Source organism: Photobacterium arenosum (assembly GCF_014841115.1).
In the GTDB taxonomy this organism is placed as follows: domain Bacteria; phylum Pseudomonadota; class Gammaproteobacteria; order Enterobacterales; family Vibrionaceae; genus Photobacterium; species Photobacterium arenosum.
The window spans coordinates 27,457-46,927 of sequence record NZ_JACYTP010000011.1 but is presented as its reverse complement, the minus strand read 5'-3'; the positions used below and the strand labels follow the sequence as shown (position 1 = coordinate 46,927).

Annotated in this window: 17 protein-coding genes; 7 read left to right on the top strand and 10 right to left on the bottom strand. The window is 49.9% G+C overall.

Translation table 11 applies throughout. From position 1 onward, the window contains the following. Window positions 1–72: 72 nt before the first annotated feature. A complete protein-coding gene (locus tag IFO68_RS16020) occupies window positions 73–300 on the bottom strand; it encodes a hypothetical protein (protein WP_192016848.1) in 228 nt (75 codons plus the stop codon). A gap of 289 nt (window positions 301–589) precedes the next feature. On the opposite strand from IFO68_RS16020, the gene IFO68_RS16015 reads away from it, so the two are divergent. Genes IFO68_RS16015 through IFO68_RS16000 form a run of 4 tightly spaced genes read left to right on the top strand, consistent with a single transcriptional unit; the run spans window position 590 to window position 5,238 of the window. Further along, the gene (locus IFO68_RS16015; RefSeq protein WP_192016847.1) at window positions 590–2,119 is read left to right on the top strand and encodes an ABC transporter substrate-binding protein; all 1,530 of its coding nucleotides are present in this window, start codon (window positions 590–592) and stop codon (window positions 2,117–2,119) included. Continuing rightward, on the top strand, window positions 2,112–3,065 hold the full coding sequence (locus tag IFO68_RS16010; protein WP_192016846.1) for an ABC transporter permease: 954 nt from the start codon (window positions 2,112–2,114) through the stop codon (window positions 3,063–3,065). Before IFO68_RS16015 ends, IFO68_RS16010 begins: the two co-directional genes overlap by 8 nt. After that, complete coding sequence (locus IFO68_RS16005) at window positions 3,062–3,859, top strand: ABC transporter permease (RefSeq protein WP_192016845.1); 798 nt, start codon at window positions 3,062–3,064, stop codon at window positions 3,857–3,859. Before IFO68_RS16010 ends, IFO68_RS16005 begins: the two co-directional genes overlap by 4 nt. Continuing rightward, window positions 3,856–5,238, top strand: a complete 1,383-nt coding sequence (locus IFO68_RS16000) for an ABC transporter ATP-binding protein (protein WP_192016844.1) — start codon at window positions 3,856–3,858, stop codon at window positions 5,236–5,238. The genes IFO68_RS16005 and IFO68_RS16000 overlap by 4 nt, the downstream gene beginning before the upstream one ends. A gap of 127 nt (window positions 5,239–5,365) precedes the next feature. Here IFO68_RS16000 and secF read toward each other — a convergent pair whose 3' ends face one another. The 5 genes from secF to IFO68_RS15975 form a co-directional block, all read right to left on the bottom strand. Continuing rightward, window positions 5,366–6,280: a protein translocase subunit SecF gene (gene secF, locus IFO68_RS15995; RefSeq protein WP_192016843.1), complete on the bottom strand. Its 915-nt coding sequence runs from the start codon at window positions 6,278–6,280 to the stop codon at window positions 5,366–5,368. A 2-nt stretch (window positions 6,281–6,282) separates the two neighbouring features. Beyond that, entirely contained in the window at window positions 6,283–8,130 is a 1,848-nt protein-coding gene (secD, locus tag IFO68_RS15990; RefSeq protein WP_192016842.1) for a protein translocase subunit SecD, read from the bottom strand. A 72-nt stretch (window positions 8,131–8,202) separates the two neighbouring features. After that, window positions 8,203–8,670 carry a hypothetical protein gene (locus IFO68_RS15985; protein ID WP_192016841.1) on the bottom strand — a complete coding sequence of 156 codons (468 nt, stop codon included), beginning with the start codon at window positions 8,668–8,670 and terminating at the stop codon, window positions 8,203–8,205. A 134-nt stretch (window positions 8,671–8,804) separates the two neighbouring features. Then, a complete protein-coding gene (locus IFO68_RS15980) occupies window positions 8,805–9,242 on the bottom strand; it encodes a potassium channel family protein (protein ID WP_192016840.1) in 438 nt (145 codons plus the stop codon). 88 nt (window positions 9,243–9,330) lie between these two features. Further along, window positions 9,331–10,536 carry a cation:proton antiporter gene (locus tag IFO68_RS15975; protein ID WP_192016839.1) on the bottom strand — a complete coding sequence of 402 codons (1,206 nt, stop codon included), beginning with the start codon at window positions 10,534–10,536 and terminating at the stop codon, window positions 9,331–9,333. 428 nt (window positions 10,537–10,964) lie between these two features. Between IFO68_RS15975 and ylqF the strand changes: the two genes are divergently transcribed. Both ylqF and IFO68_RS15965 read left to right on the top strand, forming a co-directional pair. Continuing rightward, window positions 10,965–11,912, top strand: a complete 948-nt coding sequence (gene ylqF, locus IFO68_RS15970) for a ribosome biogenesis GTPase YlqF (RefSeq protein WP_192016838.1) — start codon at window positions 10,965–10,967, stop codon at window positions 11,910–11,912. Window positions 11,913–12,644: 732 nt separating this feature from the next. Continuing rightward, on the top strand, window positions 12,645–13,805 hold the full coding sequence (locus IFO68_RS15965) for an MFS transporter (protein WP_192016837.1): 1,161 nt from the start codon (window positions 12,645–12,647) through the stop codon (window positions 13,803–13,805). A gap of 674 nt (window positions 13,806–14,479) precedes the next feature. Here IFO68_RS15965 and IFO68_RS15960 read toward each other — a convergent pair. After that, window positions 14,480–15,385, bottom strand: a complete 906-nt coding sequence (locus IFO68_RS15960; RefSeq protein ID WP_192016836.1) for an ROK family protein — start codon at window positions 15,383–15,385, stop codon at window positions 14,480–14,482. 89 nt (window positions 15,386–15,474) lie between these two features. Here IFO68_RS15960 and IFO68_RS15955 point away from each other — a divergent pair, with 89 nt between their 5' ends. Beyond that, window positions 15,475–15,690: an acetyltransferase gene (locus IFO68_RS15955; RefSeq protein WP_120512904.1), complete on the top strand. Its 216-nt coding sequence runs from the start codon at window positions 15,475–15,477 to the stop codon at window positions 15,688–15,690. On the opposite strand, the gene IFO68_RS15950 is transcribed toward IFO68_RS15955, so the two are convergent. From IFO68_RS15950 to IFO68_RS15940, 3 genes are read right to left on the bottom strand one after another with little or no spacing between them, the layout of a single operon-like run. Continuing rightward, window positions 15,687–16,313: a PqiC family protein gene (locus IFO68_RS15950; protein WP_192016835.1), complete on the bottom strand. Its 627-nt coding sequence runs from the start codon at window positions 16,311–16,313 to the stop codon at window positions 15,687–15,689. The genes IFO68_RS15955 and IFO68_RS15950 overlap by 4 nt on opposite strands. Further along, a complete protein-coding gene (gene pqiB / locus IFO68_RS15945) occupies window positions 16,313–17,959 on the bottom strand; it encodes an intermembrane transport protein PqiB (RefSeq protein ID WP_192016834.1) in 1,647 nt (548 codons plus the stop codon). Before pqiB ends, IFO68_RS15950 begins: the two co-directional genes overlap by 1 nt. Next, window positions 17,956–19,308, bottom strand: a complete 1,353-nt coding sequence (locus IFO68_RS15940; protein WP_192016926.1) for a paraquat-inducible protein A — start codon at window positions 19,306–19,308, stop codon at window positions 17,956–17,958. The genes pqiB and IFO68_RS15940 overlap by 4 nt, the downstream gene beginning before the upstream one ends. Window positions 19,309–19,471: the final 163 nt, after the last annotated feature.

Sequence of the window (19,471 nt, the reverse complement as noted above, 5' to 3'; positions counted from 1 at the left end):
TAAAACCACAACCACTGAAATAGCGAACGCCAGCACTGTGTGCTGGCGTTCGATGTCTGGCATGTGTGAACCTTATCGGCTTTGAACCGGCTCGTACTCACCTTCAATAACGCGCCCTTTTGGCGACGTATTATCAGCTTGCGCCGCATTGAAAGTGGCAAATTCTTTCGCTAGCTTGCGCTTGAGGAATGGCTGAGCAATAAATGCAATCAATGCCATCGTCAGTCCCATGACTGCCGCAAAGGTCAGCGCAAAGAAACCTACAACCAGTGCGATCACACCAGTAAGGATATTTTTCATCTGTCACCTCATTATCAGGTACAGGAAACAGGACAATACCTGCATCCGAACACTCAGCCTCGCACAACAAAGTTGAATGCAGCTTGAACAGACCATGAGTTGTTAGCATTTTTTCGCTTACCACGAACACGAGAAGCCGCTTCAGATATACATGCCTGCATTACCTGGTTTCAGCCATTAGTCTTCGAGATCATTCACTTTTCTTATGCTCCATAAAAATTCTGCTGGACATGAAAACCTTTCTCATGCTGGAATATTGTTATGTTATAACAAAACAATTTGAAGGGACATGAAAAAAATCTTATTGCTCACCTTAGTGGTGGCGGCTGGCATCCTCATATTTTGGAAACCATCTTCGCCGGCCCACCAGACTCTGGCCATTTCCGGCCCGTTTGAATTTAACAGCCAGGATATGTCGAAAGACGGATATCTGTTTTCCCGCCTGCAAGTGGTGGAATCACTTGTCGGCATCAATGGACAGGCAGAACTCTATCCGCTGCTGGCAGACAGCTGGCAGCAAAGTGCAGACGGCCTGAACTGGATATTCAGTATCCGATCCGAAGTCAAATTCCACAATGGCAGCCTGCTGACGGCCGAAGCTGCAGCTCAGTCACTCAATCAGGCGCTTCGTAAGCCGGGTGTTATTCGCCAGGTGCCTATACAGTCGATTCAGGCCAGAGATAACCAGGTGATAATCACGCTGGACCGCCCATTCCGCGCTCTGCCTTCTGTTCTGGCGCACTACACTACCGCTATCGTGATCCCCGGTTCTTTCAGCGATAGCGGTAAGATAGTGGCACTTCAGGGCACAGGCCCGTATCAAATCGAAGAGCTGCAGCCGCCACACAAAGCTAAGGCCAGCCGCTTTTCCGACTACTGGGGCCAAAAAGCACACATTGAAACCATTGAATATTTGGCAGGCCACCGCCCTGAAAGCCGGGCATTATTGGCGCAAAGTGGTCAGATGGATCTGGTTTACACGCTGGACCCTATCAGTATTGAGAGTCTGAAAGCCGCCAACAATCTGCAGCTGCATGTGGAGTCCATGCCGCGTACTGTGCTGGTAAAACTCAACAATGCACATCCGTTTCTCAACCACAAATCGGTGCGTCAGGCATTGAGTCTGGCGCTGGACCGGGAAGGGATTGCGCAATCGGTGTTGCGTTTACCGGGCTCGGAAGCCTATCAGCTATTTTCTCCGGCATTAGGGGCCTGGCATATCGTTCAGCAAGCCACGGCTAAGCGCGACCTTGAACGGGCCAGAGACCTGCTCGCGGAACAAGGCTGGCATGCCAACGATCAGGGTCTGCTGGAAAGAGACGGCAAGGTTTTCCGTATTCAGCTTGTCACATACTCCGACCGCCCGGAACTGCCATTGATCAGTACCGCGCTCCAGGCACAATGGCGTGAGCTGGGTATTGATGTTCAGATTTCTATTGATAACTCCAGCGCGATCCCGGCCAAGCATCATGATAACAGTCTGGAAATGGCATTGATCGCACGTAACTTCGGTACCCTGGCAGACCCATTGCCTCTGCTGATGAATGACTTCGCTACTGAAAAAGGCTCAGACTGGGGACCGATGCACTGGTCTTCGCCAACCTTCAGTCACCTGCTTGCGCAGCTGGCTGCTGAGCCAGATTCAGTTAAATATCGCCAACTGGCCCGGCAGGCTGCCGGCTTACTAGCCGATGAAATGCCGCTGATTCCGGTAACCTATTACCGTCAGATTGTTGCGGTAAACGACAAGATCAGTGACTTCTCATTCGACCCGTTTGAAATCAATTACCGGGTGTCGGAGATGCAGTTCAATGATTAAGATTCTGTTTTCTCGTGTCTGCCAGGCACTGTTTGTCGCCTGGTCTGTCGGCACACTGACCTTTGTGCTGATGCGTCTGATTCCGGGTGACATCGCTTATCGTATTGCAGCAGGACGCTATGGCTACGACTACGTCGATGCCGAAGCAGCACAAGCCGTTCAGACTGAGCTGGGGCTGGATCGCTCCGGCATTGAGTTATATTTCAACTGGCTGTGGGATCTGCTGCACTTTAACCTGGGTAACTCTCTGGTCAGCGGCGAACCTGTGGTACAGGCGCTGTCTCATCAGTTAGGTCACTCATTACTGCTGGCGGCAGCAGCCACTGGTTTGTCGCTGCTCATTGCGATTCCGGTCGGTCTGTATTGCGGACGCCGCGTCAATCAGTGGAGCGACCATGTTGCACTGTTCAGCGCCATTATCATTAAAGCTCAGCCGGTATTTCTGATTGGCCTGCTGCTCGTTCTGGTATTCGCCTTACATTTCAACCTGTTCCCTGTGGCTGGTTTCGGCAGTCCGGAATATCTGGTGTTGCCCGCACTTGCACTGGCACTCAGTATGGCGGCCATGTCGAGCCGCATGATCCGCAACTCAACACATCAGGTGCTGAACGCTCCCTACTTTCAGTTTGCCAGACTGAAAGGGCTGAGCCACGAACAGGCTTTTACCCGCCACGGTCAGCTGAATATTGCGCTGCCTGTAATGGCTTTCGTTGGCATTCAGGCTGTCAGCCTGGTGGAAGGTATTGTGATGATTGAATCGCTGTTCTCCTGGCCCGGTATCGGCCATGCTTTATCTCACGCGATTTTTCGTCGCGATATTCCTGTGATCCAGGGTGCCGCCCTGCTGATGGGCCTGCTGTTTGTTGCCATCAATACACTGGTAGATATCTCACAGTACCTGCTTGATCCGCGCCAGCGGCTGGCTAAGCAGCAGGTGATGGCATGACAGTATTCACATCGCTATCCCGCAGTCAGTGGCTGGGTCTTTCTGTACTTGCCGCACTGATACTGTTCACCGCAATCGAAACACTGGTTTTCCGTGGCGATCCGGCGCAGCAATCGCTGTCTCAGGTTTTTGCTGCGCCGAGCTGGCAGGAACCGCTGGGCCGCGACCATTACGGGCGCAGTAACTTTGCCCGCCTTGGCAGCGCCATCACAACATCTTTGCTGATGGCATTGGTAAGTGTGGCGACTTCTGCGGCGCTCGGCCTGCTGACTGGCATCATCGCAGCATGGAAAGGCGGCTGGTGGGATAAAACCCTGTCCTGGCTGGTGAACATCTTGCTGTCGTTGCCGGGTTTGATTCTGGTGCTGCTGTTTGGCGCTATGGTGCCGGGCTCCTTTATGATCCTGTATCTGGCGATTTCACTGATGCTTTGGGTTGAATATTTCCGGGTCGTTCGCAGCCGTACACTGGTGCTGCTGCGCTCTGCGGAGATCGAGGCATCCCGCCTTTATGGTTTCGGCGTGTGGTACCAGTTCAAGCGCCATCTCTGGCCAGAGCTGAAAACAGATCTGTTCACTCTGGGTTGTTTTGGCGCCGGCAATGCCATTCTGGCACTGGCCTCCATCGGTTTTCTCTATGTCGGACTCAAGCCGCCCGAAGCCGAGCTGGGCCTGATGATGGTGGAATTGTTCCGCTATTACCAGCAGGCCCCCTGGGTGCTGATGCAACCCATCGCAGTGGTCTTTTTATTGGTGATGAGTTTCCACCTGCTGGCACAAGGTAAGCAGTCATGAGCATACTATTAAATGTCGAACACCTCTCGGTACAGGCACAGCAGCAAATGCTGGTCAATCCGCTTTCCTTCGCATTGCGACAAGGTGAAGCCGTCACTATTCTCGGTGAAACCGGCTCAGGAAAAAGCCTGTTAGCCAATGCCATTATCGGCACCCTGCCCGGCACACTGTCGATGCAAGGGCGTATCAGTCTGTTCGGACAGGCCCAGCAGAATTTGAGTCTGTCCGAGCGGCAGAAGCTGTGGGGAAAAAAACTCTCGGTACTGCCGCAAGAGCCCTGGTATGCACTGAGCCCGCTGATGGCCGTGGGTGAACAGGTCCGTGAAGTGCATGAGATAGTCAATAATGACCCAGCGCAGGCACAATCACAGACCGAGCGCGCGTTCACCAGCGTGGAGCTGGATCAGGACATGGCGAAGTACCCGCACCAGCTCTCCGGGGGCATGGCGCAACGGGTGGCGTACCTGTGTGCAACGCAGGCAGGCGGTGAGCTGCTGATCGCCGATGAGCCAACCAAAGGGCTGGATGCCAGCCGCAAAGATCAGATCATCGGGCAACTCGTCAGCCACAAACAACGAGGCGCCGTTCTGACCATTACCCACGATATTGAAGTCGCCCAGCGCTTAGGTGGGGAAATCATAGTGATGAGAAAAGGTGTGATTCAGGAGCGCGGTCCGGCAGAACACCTCCTGCAGCAGCCGGAATCGGCGTACGCCAAAGCATTGATTGCCGCCGATCCCCGTTTCTGGCCGCAGACAAGACTGCCGGACACAGATCAGCCGCTGATAGAAGCCGAATCGCTTACCATGCAATTTGGTGATAAAACCCTGTTCCGCGATCTGAGTTTTACCCTGGCAGAAGGTGAGATTCTCGGCATCAGCGGCGACAGTGGCTGTGGTAAATCAACACTCGCGGATCTGATACTGGGTTTACAGAGCCCCTCGACGGGGCGCATTATCAATAAACAGCAGCTCAGAACAGGTGATGCACTGAAATTGTATCAGGATCCCCCCAGCGCGCTTGCCAAAAGCGCCACGCTGCAAACTCTGATCAATGATTTGTGCCGTCACCATCAATTGGATACCCGCAATATTCAGCCGCTGATGCAGCGACTGGCACTTTCAGACGATCTGCTGAGCCGTAAAGCAACTCAGGTCTCTGGTGGTGAACTGCAGCGCTTTGCCATTCTGCGGGCATTGCTGATGAAACCTAAGCTACTGATCGCCGATGAGCCGACATCGCGTCTCGACCCTATTACGGCGGCCAGTACGCTCCAGCTGATTGTGGAACTGACTCAGGAGGTGGGTTGTGCTTTAGTGCTTATCAGCCATGACAAAATAGCGCTGGAGAAAACCTGCCACAAGATCATTGCGTTGTAGAAATAAACCGACTCAGGAAGATTGAGACAGGTGTTGAAATCTGGCAATGACAAGGGCACACCAGATTTTAACAGTAAAGCAAAAAAAGAGAGGTCAGCACGAGCTGACCTCTCTTAGCAACAGCAAACTAAGGCGCCGAATCGACCTCAGCCGGGAGATAATGTTTTGGCTCCAGTTTTAACCATTCAGGCAAAACAGTCCCAATCGAAATCGATGACCATGTACCGGAAATAATACCGATAAACATTGCGGTCGCGAAACCTTCCAAGGGTGCCCCGCCCATTAACCAGAGCGCGGCAACGGTGATCAGCGTGGTTCCTGAGGTCACCATGGTACGTGAAAACGTCGCAATCACCGCCTGATCATTGATATCCGGCGTCGGCGTTTGCTGTTTCGCCACCAGCATCTCGCGAATCCGGTCTGCAATAATGATCGAATCATTAAGCGAATAACCCAGAATTGCCAGCACTGCAGCAAATACCGTTAGGTTAAATTCCATCTGGGTCAGCGCAAAAAAGCCCAACACCAGGACGACGTCGTGCATCAGCGCCAGCAAGGCCCCGCTGGCCAGCCGCCACTCAAAACGGAAACAGAGGTAACCCAAAATACACAGGATGCACACCAGCAGTGCTAATCCTCCCTGCTCAACCAGATCCTGTCCGACCTGAGATCCCACCATGCTGTTGCTGATGATCTCCACCTGGCCGGACACCTGATGCAGCAACTGTTCAACATCGGGGACTGTCTGTCCTGCTTCTCCCCCTTGTTCTGGCAATGCGTAGCGAATTACCCAGCGCCCGTCAGCCCCGGACTTTGTCACTGAGGTGGAATCACCCAGCGCCGGTTTCAGCACATCCAGCAATTGATGGCTGGTGACCGATCGGCTGATCGCCGTCTCGGTCACCATGCCGCCGGTAAAATCCAGCCCCATGTTCAGGCCTCTGATGGCAAAAGCTGCCAGCGAAATCACCATCAGCGCGATAGACACAATACTGGTGATGTAACGGATATTCCGAATTCGGGATTTCAAATAACCAGCCATCTTTACACCCTCACATCACGACGATTGTCGCGGCCCCAAATCAGATTAATCAATGCCCGTGAAGCAAACACGCCGGTAAACATGCTGGTCAGCAGTCCCAGCCCTAATGTCAAAGCAAAGCCCTGAATAGGCCCGTTTCCGATGGAGTACAGAATCAGTGCGGTAATCATAGTCGTGATGTTGGCATCCAGTATCGTACTGAATGCACTGCTAAACCCCAGGTCTATGGCCTGAGCTAAGCTTCGGCCTTCTGCCAGTTTGTCTTTGATTCTCTCGAAGATCAGCACGTTAGTATCCACCGCCATGCCCACCGTTAGCACCAGTCCGGCGATCCCCGGCAGAGTCAGCACAGCACCCGGCAGCAATGCAATGAGGCCCAGCAGACACATCATGTTTGCCATCAGCGCGACATTGGCCACCCAGCCAAGCCGGCGATACCACAAGGCCATGAAGGTCAGCGTCAGCGCCATACCCAGTGCCAGTGCGGAAAAGCCGTTTTCTATATTTTCCGCACCCAGCGATGCGCCTATAGTGCGTTCTTCGACGATAGTCACCGGCGCCGTCAGCGATCCAGCACGTAACAGCAAAGCAAGTTGCTGCGCTTCATCCGGGGAACCCGCTCCGGTAATACGGAACTGGTTACCCAACTGCGACTGAATGGTAGCAACACTGATAACGCGCTCGCTGCGCTCGGTATCACCCCTGGCATTGGTTTTGTATTCACGGTAGACGGTCGCCATCGGCTTGCCGATATGTTTGCCCGAGAAATCGCTCATGATCTTGCCGCCGGCATGATCAAGCGAAATATTCACTTCCGAGAACCCTACCTGATCCATACCTGCCCGCGCATTCACAATATGTTCGCCACTCAGTACCGGACGTTTATTCAGAGTCACAGTGCGGCCACTGTTATCTTTCAGTCTGATCACATCACCGGAACCTGCTTCGAAATCCGATTTCACTTCATAAAATGCCAGACTGGCGGTGGCACCAATAACATTTTTAGCCTGTGACGGGTCTTGCACACCAGGCAGCTCAATGCGAATACTGTGCTCGCCCTGACGCTGAACTAGTGCTTCAGTAATGCCCAGCTCTTCAATACGATCGCGCATGATCTTCAGGTTCTGCTGCAGCGTCGCCGACTGGAAATCAAGCTTGTTTTGTTTGGTCGGCATTACGGTCAGGCTGTCTGAACCTCGTTTGACATCCCAGCCCGGATAATGCTTTTTCACATACTGGCTGATCTGGTTCAGCACCGTGGCGTCTGTTGTCTCTGCTTTGGTCTCAACGCTGAAACCATCCGTATCGTGCTGTTTGATGCGTACCCCGCGCAGATGCTCACTGCGCAGCATCTCTGTCACATCATCCATTATCGCAGCGCGCTGTTCCTGAAACGCAGTATCAAGGTCGACATTAAGCAGGAACTGCACGCCACCGCGTAAGTCCAGACCCAGCTGAATCGGGCTGAAGCCCATTTTTCCGAACCACTCAGGTGCCACGGAGACGTATGAATAGGTGATGTTATCACCTTCTTTCACCCGCTTATCCAGCGCTTCACGTGCCTTAGACTGATCAGATTCGTTATCAAAAACGATGACCATCTGATTGTTTTGCTGTTTAATTTCCTGTGCCTCAATGCCCTGCTGTTTCAGGTATCGGTTCACGCTGGCTACATGATTCAGCTCACTTCCGGCGCTGGCCGACTGGATCTGAATAGACGGCTGCTCGCCGTACCAGGTCGGAATGGCACTGAATGTCAGCATCACAACGGTTACCGCCAGCACCACATATTTCCAGGCAGCGTAATGATTCAGCACCCGTACTGATGCTCTGGTATGATTTTTCTTCATCAATATCCCCTCAGCAATGTGCCGAGTTAAAAAACAAGAAATGTGACGATGTCACTAATTTGAAAGGGACTATCAGCTGAAGTAATGGCTGTTCAGTGCCACATACATGGCGTTGGTTTCTTTCCAGCCGGAAAGACGATAAGAAGGGCGAAAATCCTGATAAGCCAGGTATCTGGGTGACTGAGCTAAACGCTGCAACAGACGGGCGTCGCTGACCTGATACCAAGGCGGAGCCAGATCAAGACGATCCGAGTCACCATCATGAACATTGTATCGCTGCGAGATGTGCCAGCGGACAGAATGAAGAATGGCGACCGCAGAGCCAGAATGCTGTGATTGAGTTGCCGGTGCTGAATCAGAGGATTTGTTTTGACGGGAAGTCGGTTCGCTGAGAACGGCATCAATCAGACGGGATTCTGCAACGACTAAGCGCTTAGCCGTCGCTTCAGTGTCTTGACCATCCAGACACGACATCGCCAGCGCAGAGAAGAACAGCGCAAAAAACGATAACAAGAACACGCGAATAATATGCCAGGACATAAAATGCCAACTCAATAATCAACAACGCACTATAATCCCGAGTGTGACGGCGCTCAAGTAAAATGTTGGCAACACGGGTTAGTTCGATAACTGGTTCAGCATTCTGGTCACGCTGCTAAGTTTTCACCGTCCACTCAGTCTGTTCGTTTTTCCTGATTCATGATTCGCAGTGTGTCCTGTAGCGCCCATAACAGAGTCGAGGTGGAGACACCCACCATGACAATCCCGTTTAACGATTCAATCGGCCCTAATAAGCGCCAGCGGTCGGACATCACAATATCGCCATATCCCAAGGTGGCGAAGTTCACACAAGAAAAATAATAAGCCGTTGCAAAATCAGTGAACTCATCTAATCCGTAAAACAGCCAGGCCCAAACACCAATCTGTACGAGGTTGCCTATGAGCAAAAGCGTCATCACACTCATCAGCAAGAGCAAACGCGACCCCAACCGCGGGCTCTCTACCCAGACATGATGACTGACATAAAAAGATAACGACACAACCAGCAGTAAACTCTGGAACATCAGGCAGAGAAGCATGACACTGATACCCAGAATAATGTTGATCAACATGCTATCCCTCCATCTGATGGACCCCCGTCAGTTACACCTGTGCTAACGATACAGAAAACGCTGATCACTTTACGATATCGGAAAGCAATCAACTTCGCCTGCTGCCAAACCGCTTACTCAGCGGCACAGCGCTGAGTCCGTGTACATAAACGCTGATTGCCACCGTCAACACAATCACTGACATGATCTGCTCATACCCGTTGAAACCAATCGCAGCCAGAGCCATTAGCACATACAGCACCGACGCAATTCCTCTTGGGCCAAACCAGCCAATAAACCAGATGGACGGCCAGTCAAGCTTTGCCCCAAGCAGAGAAACCGCAACAGGAAGCATGCGTAAAACAGTCAGGCTAGCCAGTGCATACACAAGCTCTGTCCACCCCCAGTAAGAAACGGCATCAGGCACCATTGCCAAACCAAAGATCAGAAATATCACCAGGACAAGCTGCAAACCTTCGGTTTCTGCAAATTCCTGCATCTGATGCCGGATTTCAACAGAAATTGTGCCAAGACGCAGCCCGACTCCCCCGCAAAATGCAGCAATAAAGCCGTTCCCACCGGTGCTCTCAGCAAATGCGTACGCCAGAATAGCCATAGGTAATGCCGACAAACGTAAAAAGCCTTCATCCATCCAGTCATGACGAGCTGCATGCTCTATCAGCTTCGCGCCAAGATAACCGACGGCCAGACCCACAACAGGACCCAGAGTCACTTGCATGAACAGAAAATGTAACCACTCCGATCCTTCGCCTTTTGCTTCTGCGCTCAGGATAGCCAGACAAAACAGTATCGGCGGTAACGCGATACCATCATTGAGTCCACTTTCCACACTGATTGACTGTCTGACGTGATTCGGCACTTCTTTACTTTTAACCACAGCCTGTCCCAAAGCCGCATCAGTAGGTGACAAAATCAGCGCCATCAGTGTGATTGCCCAGATATTGTTGCCGTCAAACATCCACACACCGAGTACCGTGCCAAATAGCATCGTCAGAGGTAATCCAATCAGAAGTAAACGCGCGGGAACTCTGGACGATGAATGCGAAAGCGTTTTCAAATCAATGAGTGATGCATCAGTGAACAGTACAATTGTCAGTGCAAGTTCAGCAATCAGTGTGACCGCTTCCAGCTCTGGTGCCACGCTAAAGAGGTTCAATGCCAATGGGCTTGCAAGAATACCGATACTCATGAATACCATGGGACCGGTCAGCCAATTGCGTTCCGCCAGCTTTGAAAATAAGCCAAATGCAAACAGTAATAACGCAAAGAAAATAAGCAATTCATGGTGTTGCATTCATCCTCCCCTTCTATTGCATGAAGGCACACGCGAACAGGTTTGAGTTAAATTGTAACCAGAGTTGCAGCATTCAGTATTGCGCACTGCCTGTCATTCAGCCTTAATATGGTATGGCAGCTATTCGACAATAACTCAACAGAACGATAAGATTTCCCAAGGCTGTTTCGTTTCAATTCACTAAAGATTCGCAGCCATGAGATCAATTGAATCATTGACATCAGACAAACCACTCGCGCCATCCACCTACCACGTCCAGTCGTTATAGTGTTAAGATCACTGCAATTCATTGTGACTTTGAGGGTTGTTTTCTGAGCAGGTGAACCATCATCAGAAACATCAGTTTTTTGAGGTGTGCCTTACCCGATATTGAAAAGCGCTTTCAAACTCAAAGCACTACCATTACAAGTAAAAGGTTTATTTTTCAAATGTCTAGCACAACTATCCAATGGTTTCCGGGCCATATGCACAAAGCCCGTAAAGAAATTGAAGAAGCCATTCCAAAAGTCGACGTCATTATTGAAGTGCTTGATGCCCGCATCCCCTTCAGCAGCGAAAACCCGCTGATTGCATCTTTGCGCGGCGATAAACCGGTTATTAAGGTGCTTAACAAACGCGATCTTGCCGATCCGGAAATGACAGAGCTGTGGATTGCGCATCTGGAGAAAGAGCACAATGTGAAAGCCATGGCGATCACCACAGAAAACCAGAATGAAGTTCACAAGATTCTGGAGCTGTGCCGTAAGCTGGTGCCCAACCGTGAAGAAATGGGCAAAAACATTCGCACCATGATCATGGGTATTCCCAATGTCGGCAAATCGACCATCATCAATACCCTCGCAGGCCGATCGGTTGCCATTACAGGAAACCAGCCAGCCGTTACCCGTCAGCAACAGCGCATTAATCTGCAAAACGGCATTGTGCTGTCTGACACTCCGGGTATTTTGTGGCCGAAAGTAGAAAACCCGCACAGTGGTTTCCGTCTGGCCGCTACCGGTGCCGTAAAAGATACCGCCATGGACTATATTGATGTGGCTTTCTTTACGGTGGAATATTTAAAAGACGCCTACCCGAGCCTTTTGCAGAAGCGTTACGAGCTGGAAGATGAATTACCGGAATCTGAAATTGAGCTGATGGAAGCCATTGGCCGTAAACGTGGCTGCTTGCGTTCAGGCGGCAAAGTAGATTTACACAAAGCGTCCGAGATTCTGATCAATGAGCTGCGCAATGGCACACTGGGACAAATCACCATGGAACGGCCTGAAATGATCACTCAGGAGTTGATTGATGTCGCTCTGGATAATGAACGTAAAGCGGCCGATAAAGCCAAGAACAAAGAAGAAAGACGCAAACGCTATCTGAGAAACAAGCGATAAACGCCGCATAAAAAAAGGTGCTGTTCCCCCGCTACGCGGAACAGCACCACAGTCAATCATCGACAAAATGTACCTACACTCAGTAGTCTGCAGTGGCATGGAGATCGCTTGTAATCAATGACCTGCAAGATTACAAGTTTTCACCACCACAGCCTGATCATAATAAAGCACGTATCGTGCCAACTTTTTAATTTATTGATTTTAAATAGATTATTATAATCCCTTCCGCTTACTAGCCAAAAACAACCATAAAAATTTGCACTGAATAAGTGAATCTTTGCACCAAAAAGAACTACCAGGCTTCTTTTCACGAGACTAATGCTGACAATTAGGCAAAAAAGAAATTATTTTATGCTGCCAGCCTTTTATTGGTTAAAAATTAACCACAACTATTTGATAGACAACAAATATTTACACATCTAAATAATTGGCTAAATTCTATTTTTAATACCAATAACCTATTGAAAAATAATAAACAAAACTAAAATTAACACTAATTTAACCTGATTAAACACTAACAGCTCTAAATAGCTATTTTTCCATATAATATGTGTGAGAAAAACCGGCTCTGGATATTACTTTTTCTCATTTTACCTTCATCGTTTTTCAGTCCATATTCTGCGCCATATACACAGGCATCGCCTGTAACGTCTTTGCGCAGGTCCACCCAAAGCTGTAGACCCAAACAGCTCCCCTGCAAGGCCTGCACCCTTTAATTTGGAGATTAGTGTAGTGAGTCATATCACTGCTACGCGTCAGTCCGGCGGTATTTTTGTACCGGTTGCCGGCCTGGCGATTTTTGCTATTGCATCAGGTTATCTAATGAGCCTGATCCCACTGACGTTAAGTTTTTTTGCTCTGCCTGCTTCTCTGGCCAGTTGGCTGGCCAGTACGTTTTATTTAGGATTGCTGATTGGCGCATTGCTGGTCGAAAAAGTGGTGGCTCGTGCCGGGCACAGAATTGCCTTTATCAGTTTTCTGGCACTGCTGGCAGTCACTATTGTCATTATGCCGATAGTGCCTGAACAGCTGACCTGGCTGATGGCACGCTTTGTGGCCGGTATCGCTGTGGCAGGCATCTTTGTGGTCGTTGAATCCTGGCTTCTGATTGGCGATAACAAAAAAGAGCGCGCCAAACGCCTGGGTTTATACATGACAGCCTTGTACGGCGGCGGCACTCTGGGGCAGTTTGGCATTGGCTTCATTGGTGTGGAAGGATTGCTGCCCTTTGTCAGTATTCTGGGTTTGATCGCCCTGGCGGCAATTCCCGCGCTGGCATGCAAGCAGTCGCAACCGGCTTGCGAACAACACATCAGCCTGTCTGCCCGCCAGATTTTTGCATTGAGCAAACCTGCGGTACTGGGTTGTTTCGTCTCAGGTATTGTCATGAGCTCGGTATATGGTCTTTTGCCCATTTCGCTGCAGATGCAAAACCTGACAGCAGAGCAAATCGGTGGCTTAATGGCTTCGACCGTTCTGGGTGGCATGGCCATTCAACCTGTTGTCAGCGCGTTATCCTGTAAGATGAGTAAAACCCTGCTGATGGCAGCGGCCTGTCTGTTAGGTATTTTTGCAACCGGACTGATGAGCCTTATTCCCGGTTACAGTATTATGGTGGTGGGTTTGGCGCTATTGGGTATGTCTTCTTTTGCTCTGTACCCGATTGCAATCTCACTGGCATGTGATGAGCTGGATTCATCAGTGATAGTTTCAGCAACACAGATCATGCTCTTCAGCTACAGCTTCGGTTCTGTTGCCGGTCCGTTGGTCGCCGGTACCTTTTTGGAACAAGAGCATGGACTGAACAACTTCTTCTTTGTTGCTTTGGCCAGCACGGCGGTTTATATGTTGATTGTCAGTCTGAAGCAGAAACCACAGATTGTAGCGGGTTGACAGGAAGTTTTCGGGATACAAAAATTTCTGGCTATGAAAAAGAGCGGGCGCAACTTTCGTTGCGCCCTTAGGTCTTACTTGCAGCAATCCAGCTACTAATGTGCTCCCTGCATCATTCCTTGATATTGCTGTATCCTTCAGCGTTTCCCTAAAACTCCGTCCCGGAGGTGTTCCACTTGGTCTTACCCTGACCCATTGCAACGTCCTGTTACAACTCTCTTCTCCGTCCTGGAGGTGTCCCTTACTTCTTCCCGAAGTGGTCCTTGTGTCATCCTGACCAGTAAGCATCCTACCTACTGAATCGAATCCATCCGATTGTTCCCTTCACAGTCCTTGTCGATACACCTTCCTGATGTACCTGTCTCATCCTGAGACTGCCAAAATCCGTGGCCTGTTCCTGTTCCGTTCCGTCAGTTCCTTCCGACGCGGTACAGATTACTCGATTCAGGATTCTGCGCAACGAACGGAGATCACACTTTGCATGTCAATTAAAGTAACAACGCAGTAATTAAACCTATCAGATTGAATGATAAAGATTAATTTATTTTCCATGAGAATTAACAGCAATGAAATAAACGTAATCTCCCACATCCTTGTGAGATATCTCTTACAAGAAGCAAGGGCGATATCCCAAGGCATGCCATTATCTTGCTGCTTGGCAGAAAACACTTTGCTTATTTCACTAACATTGCAGCACCAAAAACACCTGCGCTGTCCCCTAAAATCGGTTTCACAACAGGGGTTTTTAACACGGAATTAAATAAGTGCGGCATTATCGCCTGCCTGCCCTCATCGTATAACTTATCGATATTGCCAACACCACCGCCGACGATAATCACATCAGGATCCAGAATATTAATCACCTGTGCAACTGCAAGGCCAAAATAATGAATTAATCGCTCCTCCACATACCTTGCATCAACATCGCCCTGCTGAGCCCGTCGCATAATCTCGCTCAAAGATAAGTGCTCGCTGGTTCTGGCATGGTAAACCTGCTCCAAACCTGGCCCGGATATCACGGTTTCGAGGCAGCCGTATTTTCCGCAATAACAGGCTCGCCCTTCTGGCTCGATAACATTATGTCCCCACTCACCGGCTATGCCGTGCAAGCCATTAATAACTTTGCCGTTAACGACAATCCCAGCTCCCACACCAGTACCCATGATGATACCAAAAACAACGTTAGCATCAGGGCTCACTTGCTGAACCACACCTAATTGTGTTTCTGCAAGCACAAGGCAGTTCGCATCGTTAGCCAGCCTGACTTTCACGTTCAATAACTGAGCCAGGTCAGCATCCAGAGGCTGACCATTTAACGCCGTGGAATTACAGTTTTTCATTACGCCTGTAGCAGGATCCAACGCACCCGGCGTACCAAAACCCATCGCATTCGGGTAACAGCCAAGCTGCTCCGCACAGCTATCCACCAGCAACTTTATTCGCTGCAGAAGATGTGCATAGCCTTTCTCAGCCTGACTGGGAATGCGCTCGCGAAGTACGCAGCGATCATCTGAGCGTGCCATCACCGCGCACTCCACTTTTGTGCCTCCCAGATCTATGCCCCAATAATACTGATCCATTAAAAATCGTCCTTTTCCACGCCTGAGATAAAATCGACCATAATTAGAATACCCCTTCCATGACCTGATGACTGCAGGAGGTTGGTACTATGTTTTTGAAAGAAGCGAAAACCGGGGATCTGGTTGATGTGGTAGACATGGCCTCACTCACCAACCCCTTTAAGCGCCATGTCACTGTACAGTTTCAGTCCGGTGAAGATCTGGCTGATCCTGTCTCGATGGACAAACAGCACCTGGCTTTCCCGTCAGGTGAAGGGTTGCCCGAGTGCTGGATGAACGGGTATTACCGATTACAGCAACGCTAAAGGCTGCTGCGCTCCCCGGAATACAAAGTCACGGCTGACACACGCTGAGCGATCTGAGTGGTAAGCCGATTTACTGCTTCCGACAAGGCATCCACCTGTGCACTGTACCCCGGCTCTTTTAAAGGAACCTGAAAACTGAATGGCTGCACAGTTTTCAGGTCTCCGCTTTGTCCTGTCAAAATCCATTCACCACTGAAATACGCCGAACCGCTGAAATGGCCATTAAAGGCGTTTACCCTGACTTGCAGTTTAGGCACATTGGCCGTTTTTATCGCTGCCGATAACTCTGTCGGCCAGTAGCGTGACTGCTTCAGACGCAGATCACCGTTAATGCGCCGCGTGAGCTGGCGGGTAATATCTTCTGCCCACAGATTTTGCTGCGCCTGAACCACAGCCGTGTGACTGGTTTGATAAACTAGCCCTGTACCCGTCAAATGCAGCGCCATCTCAACCGGTGATATCACTAATATTGGCTGTTGTGTGACTAACGCCGGCACCGATTGCTCAGACGACTGAGGCAATAAATACGTCGTGATGTCCGATTCTTCGGGCTGACTGCTGCAACCTGTCAATACCAACCCAGCCAGCCAAACGGCAGACAGTAAACAGTGACGAAATTTCATTATTCTACTCCTGCTGCGGGTATCGGATCTTTACCTTTACTGTCTGAAAAAATCAGCGAGTTAGGTTTGTCGTTCACTTGTCTTAGTACCGGTTGCAACTCTTTCATCACCTGCTCAAACCGTATCAGCACCTGTTCGAGATTCCGGTAAGTAGCACCGTCAGAACCGTAACTGTTTAACGTCGCCTGAATCTGAGCCAGGCTGTTTCGCAGTTCCGCTGGTATGGCTTTTGTATCCTGCTGTGCAAGCAACACATTCACACTTTTTGCAGCCTGCTCGGCGGCTTTCAAAGTACGCTCTGTCGCGGCCAGCGTCTGATTCAGCCCCTTCAGAGTGCTTTCCACGGGTAAGTTATTTAGCTTATCGAGTAACAAAGCGACCTGCTTCTGAATCTCTGCAAACCCGCCGGCTTTGGTGGGAAAAACATCATATTCCTGGTAGGTCAGCAGCCTGGGATCCGGTTCTTCCGGGTAAAACTCGACATCCACCATTAATTGCCCGGTTAAGAAATTAGCGGTTTTCAATGAAGCACGTAAGCCTTCCCGAAACTGATGACTGAGATCTTCTTGTAATGCCTGCAGGTTTTCAGTCCCTACATACTCCTGCACTCGCGCGAGTTCTAATCTGGCAAGTACCGGAATTTGCTGATTGGAAAAGCCGCGAGTTTGGTTGGGCAAGCGTAAGGGCACTTTAGACACAGTACCAATGCGGATTCCGCGGTATTCAATTGGCGCCCCTTCACTCAAACCACGTACCGATTCGTCGAACAGCAACACATATTCCAGGTACTGATCGTAATAACGCTCCCGCACTTCATTCTGATTGTTGTAAAGCCGGAACCGGCTGAGCTGTTTGGTGATAAGTTCGCCAGGATCGGCGCCTTGCTGAATATTAAAACTCACGCCTCCAGTGATGAGAGATTCCACCGAACCGATTTTGAGATTAAAGCCCTCTGCCGACATGTTCAGCTCCACACCGGATGTTAACCAGAATCGGGTGCGCTTTCGAATCAGACCGTCATAAGGTTCAAAGATAAATAGCTGATAATTCGCTTTTTTAGACTGAGTATCAAAGCTGACCTGCTCCACCCGACCGACAGTAAACCCTTCGTAAAGAACAGGATCACCAACGCTTAGCTTTCCTGCCTCATTATGGGTCAGGATCAGACGTAAGCCTTTCGCATCCAACGGTGCTACCGGAGGAATATCCAGGACAGTAAATGTTCGCTGTTCATCACTCTTCACACCGGGCTGCAATTCAATATACGCACCGGATAATAAGGTTTCTAACCCGGAGATCCCTTCCTTACCGATACGTGGTTTCACCACCCAAAACCGCGTGTCGGTTCTCAACATTCTGGCGGCGTCTTTGTCCATCTGGGCGGTCGCTAAAATTGAATTGTAATCATCACTGAGTTTTACATTGGTAATAACACCCACTTTGACATTCAAAGCTTTGATTTCAGTTTTACCCACTTCGAGACCTTCTGCGGTATTGAGCTTAAGTGTTACTTCAGGGCCCTTACTGGCCAGAAACTGTATCAGCATCCAAAAGCCAATCAATACAGCAACAATCGGGACCAGCCAGATCAGTGATAGCTGTCGAATCTGACTGACTTCAGCTTTTGGCGGCGTTTGATCGCTCATGAATGGGGTTCCTTATGAATAATGGTCGTACTCGCACCTTGTTCCGGCTTGGTGGACTGAACTGTTTTTTCTCCTGGCAGCAGGTTTTGCCAGAAAACACGCGGGTCAAATACCATCGCCGCTAACATGGTTAGTATGACAACCGAGGCAAAAGACAGCGCTGCCGGTCCCGGATAAATCGCCATCAAATTCTGTAACTGCACCAAAGCAACAAGAAGCGCCACAACAAAAATATCAATCATCGACCACCGGCCGATAAACTCAGCCATCCTGTATAGCTTTAAACGCCGTATGGCTTTTCTTTCTTCATCGTCAATGTTTCGCGCTGCCGCAAAAAAGAGCCATCCAAGAGCAAAGATCTTCGCCAAAGGGATCACCACGCTGGCGATAAAGATCACCATGGCGATGGGATAGGACCCGTGATGCCAGAGCAGCACAACCCCACCAATAATGGTTGAGCCTTCTGATTTACCCAAACTTACCGTGTACATCATCGGATACAGATTTGCCGGGAATAAAAAGACAGCCGAAGCCAGCAATAACGCCCAGGCATATTGCAGGTTTTTAGCCGGGTGATAAGGGTGCAGCTTCCCGCCACAGCGAATACACCTTTGCTGGTGCCCATCAGCAACAGGGTTTAGCTGCGCGCATGTATGGCAGGAGATATGGTTATGAGAATGGTGGCTGTCGCCAGCTTTTACATCCGGCAATGGCACCATAGGGGCAAACTGCAGCCAGAGCCAGGTTCTGTCAACCATGGCAACACATTTCACAACCAGCATGGTATAAAGGCAAAATGCCCAGAATGACATGCCCAGTCCGACATCAGCCAGCGCAGCAATTTTGATCAGGCTGACCAGAATGCCTATCAGGAAAACATCCACCATCAGCCAGGGTTCGATACGAAGAGTCAGCCGGCACAAGCTTTTGACTCTGTGGCTGACACTGTCGCTATCAATCTTTCCATGTTCTGTACTTACCCAATAGAGGTATAAAACAGAGGTGATATAACAAGCCGGTAAAATAACAACAGTCATTAACAATAATAAACCTAATAAACTGTTCTCGAACTGAGCGAGCATCTGAGCAGAATGCATCAGGGTAATTTCTTGCTGAATACCTTGCACACTGAAGGACATAAAAGGAAAACTCACACTCAGTACCAGCATTACCAGGCAAGCGGTACCATAGGCAAATGTCCGCTGCTGAGGATGTTTGATGGTTTTCATCAGCAAATGCCCGCAACGCGGACAACATGCACGCTGCCCCTGTTCTAACGCTGGCAGTGCAACCACCAAGCCGCATTCCTCACACCCAGTTATCCCTGCAGTTTGCTGCTCGTGATGCATGCCGTCCTTACCTCTTTGGGTAGTCATAAAACCAGTATAGATAGGGACGCTTTAAATGAGGGTATTTCTTAAGAGATAAAGCGTTCAAATACAGAGAGATGAATCTTGCAGACGAGTATTGTTGGGACAGGCACTTTAGCCTGCTGTCCTGGGCAGACACCAA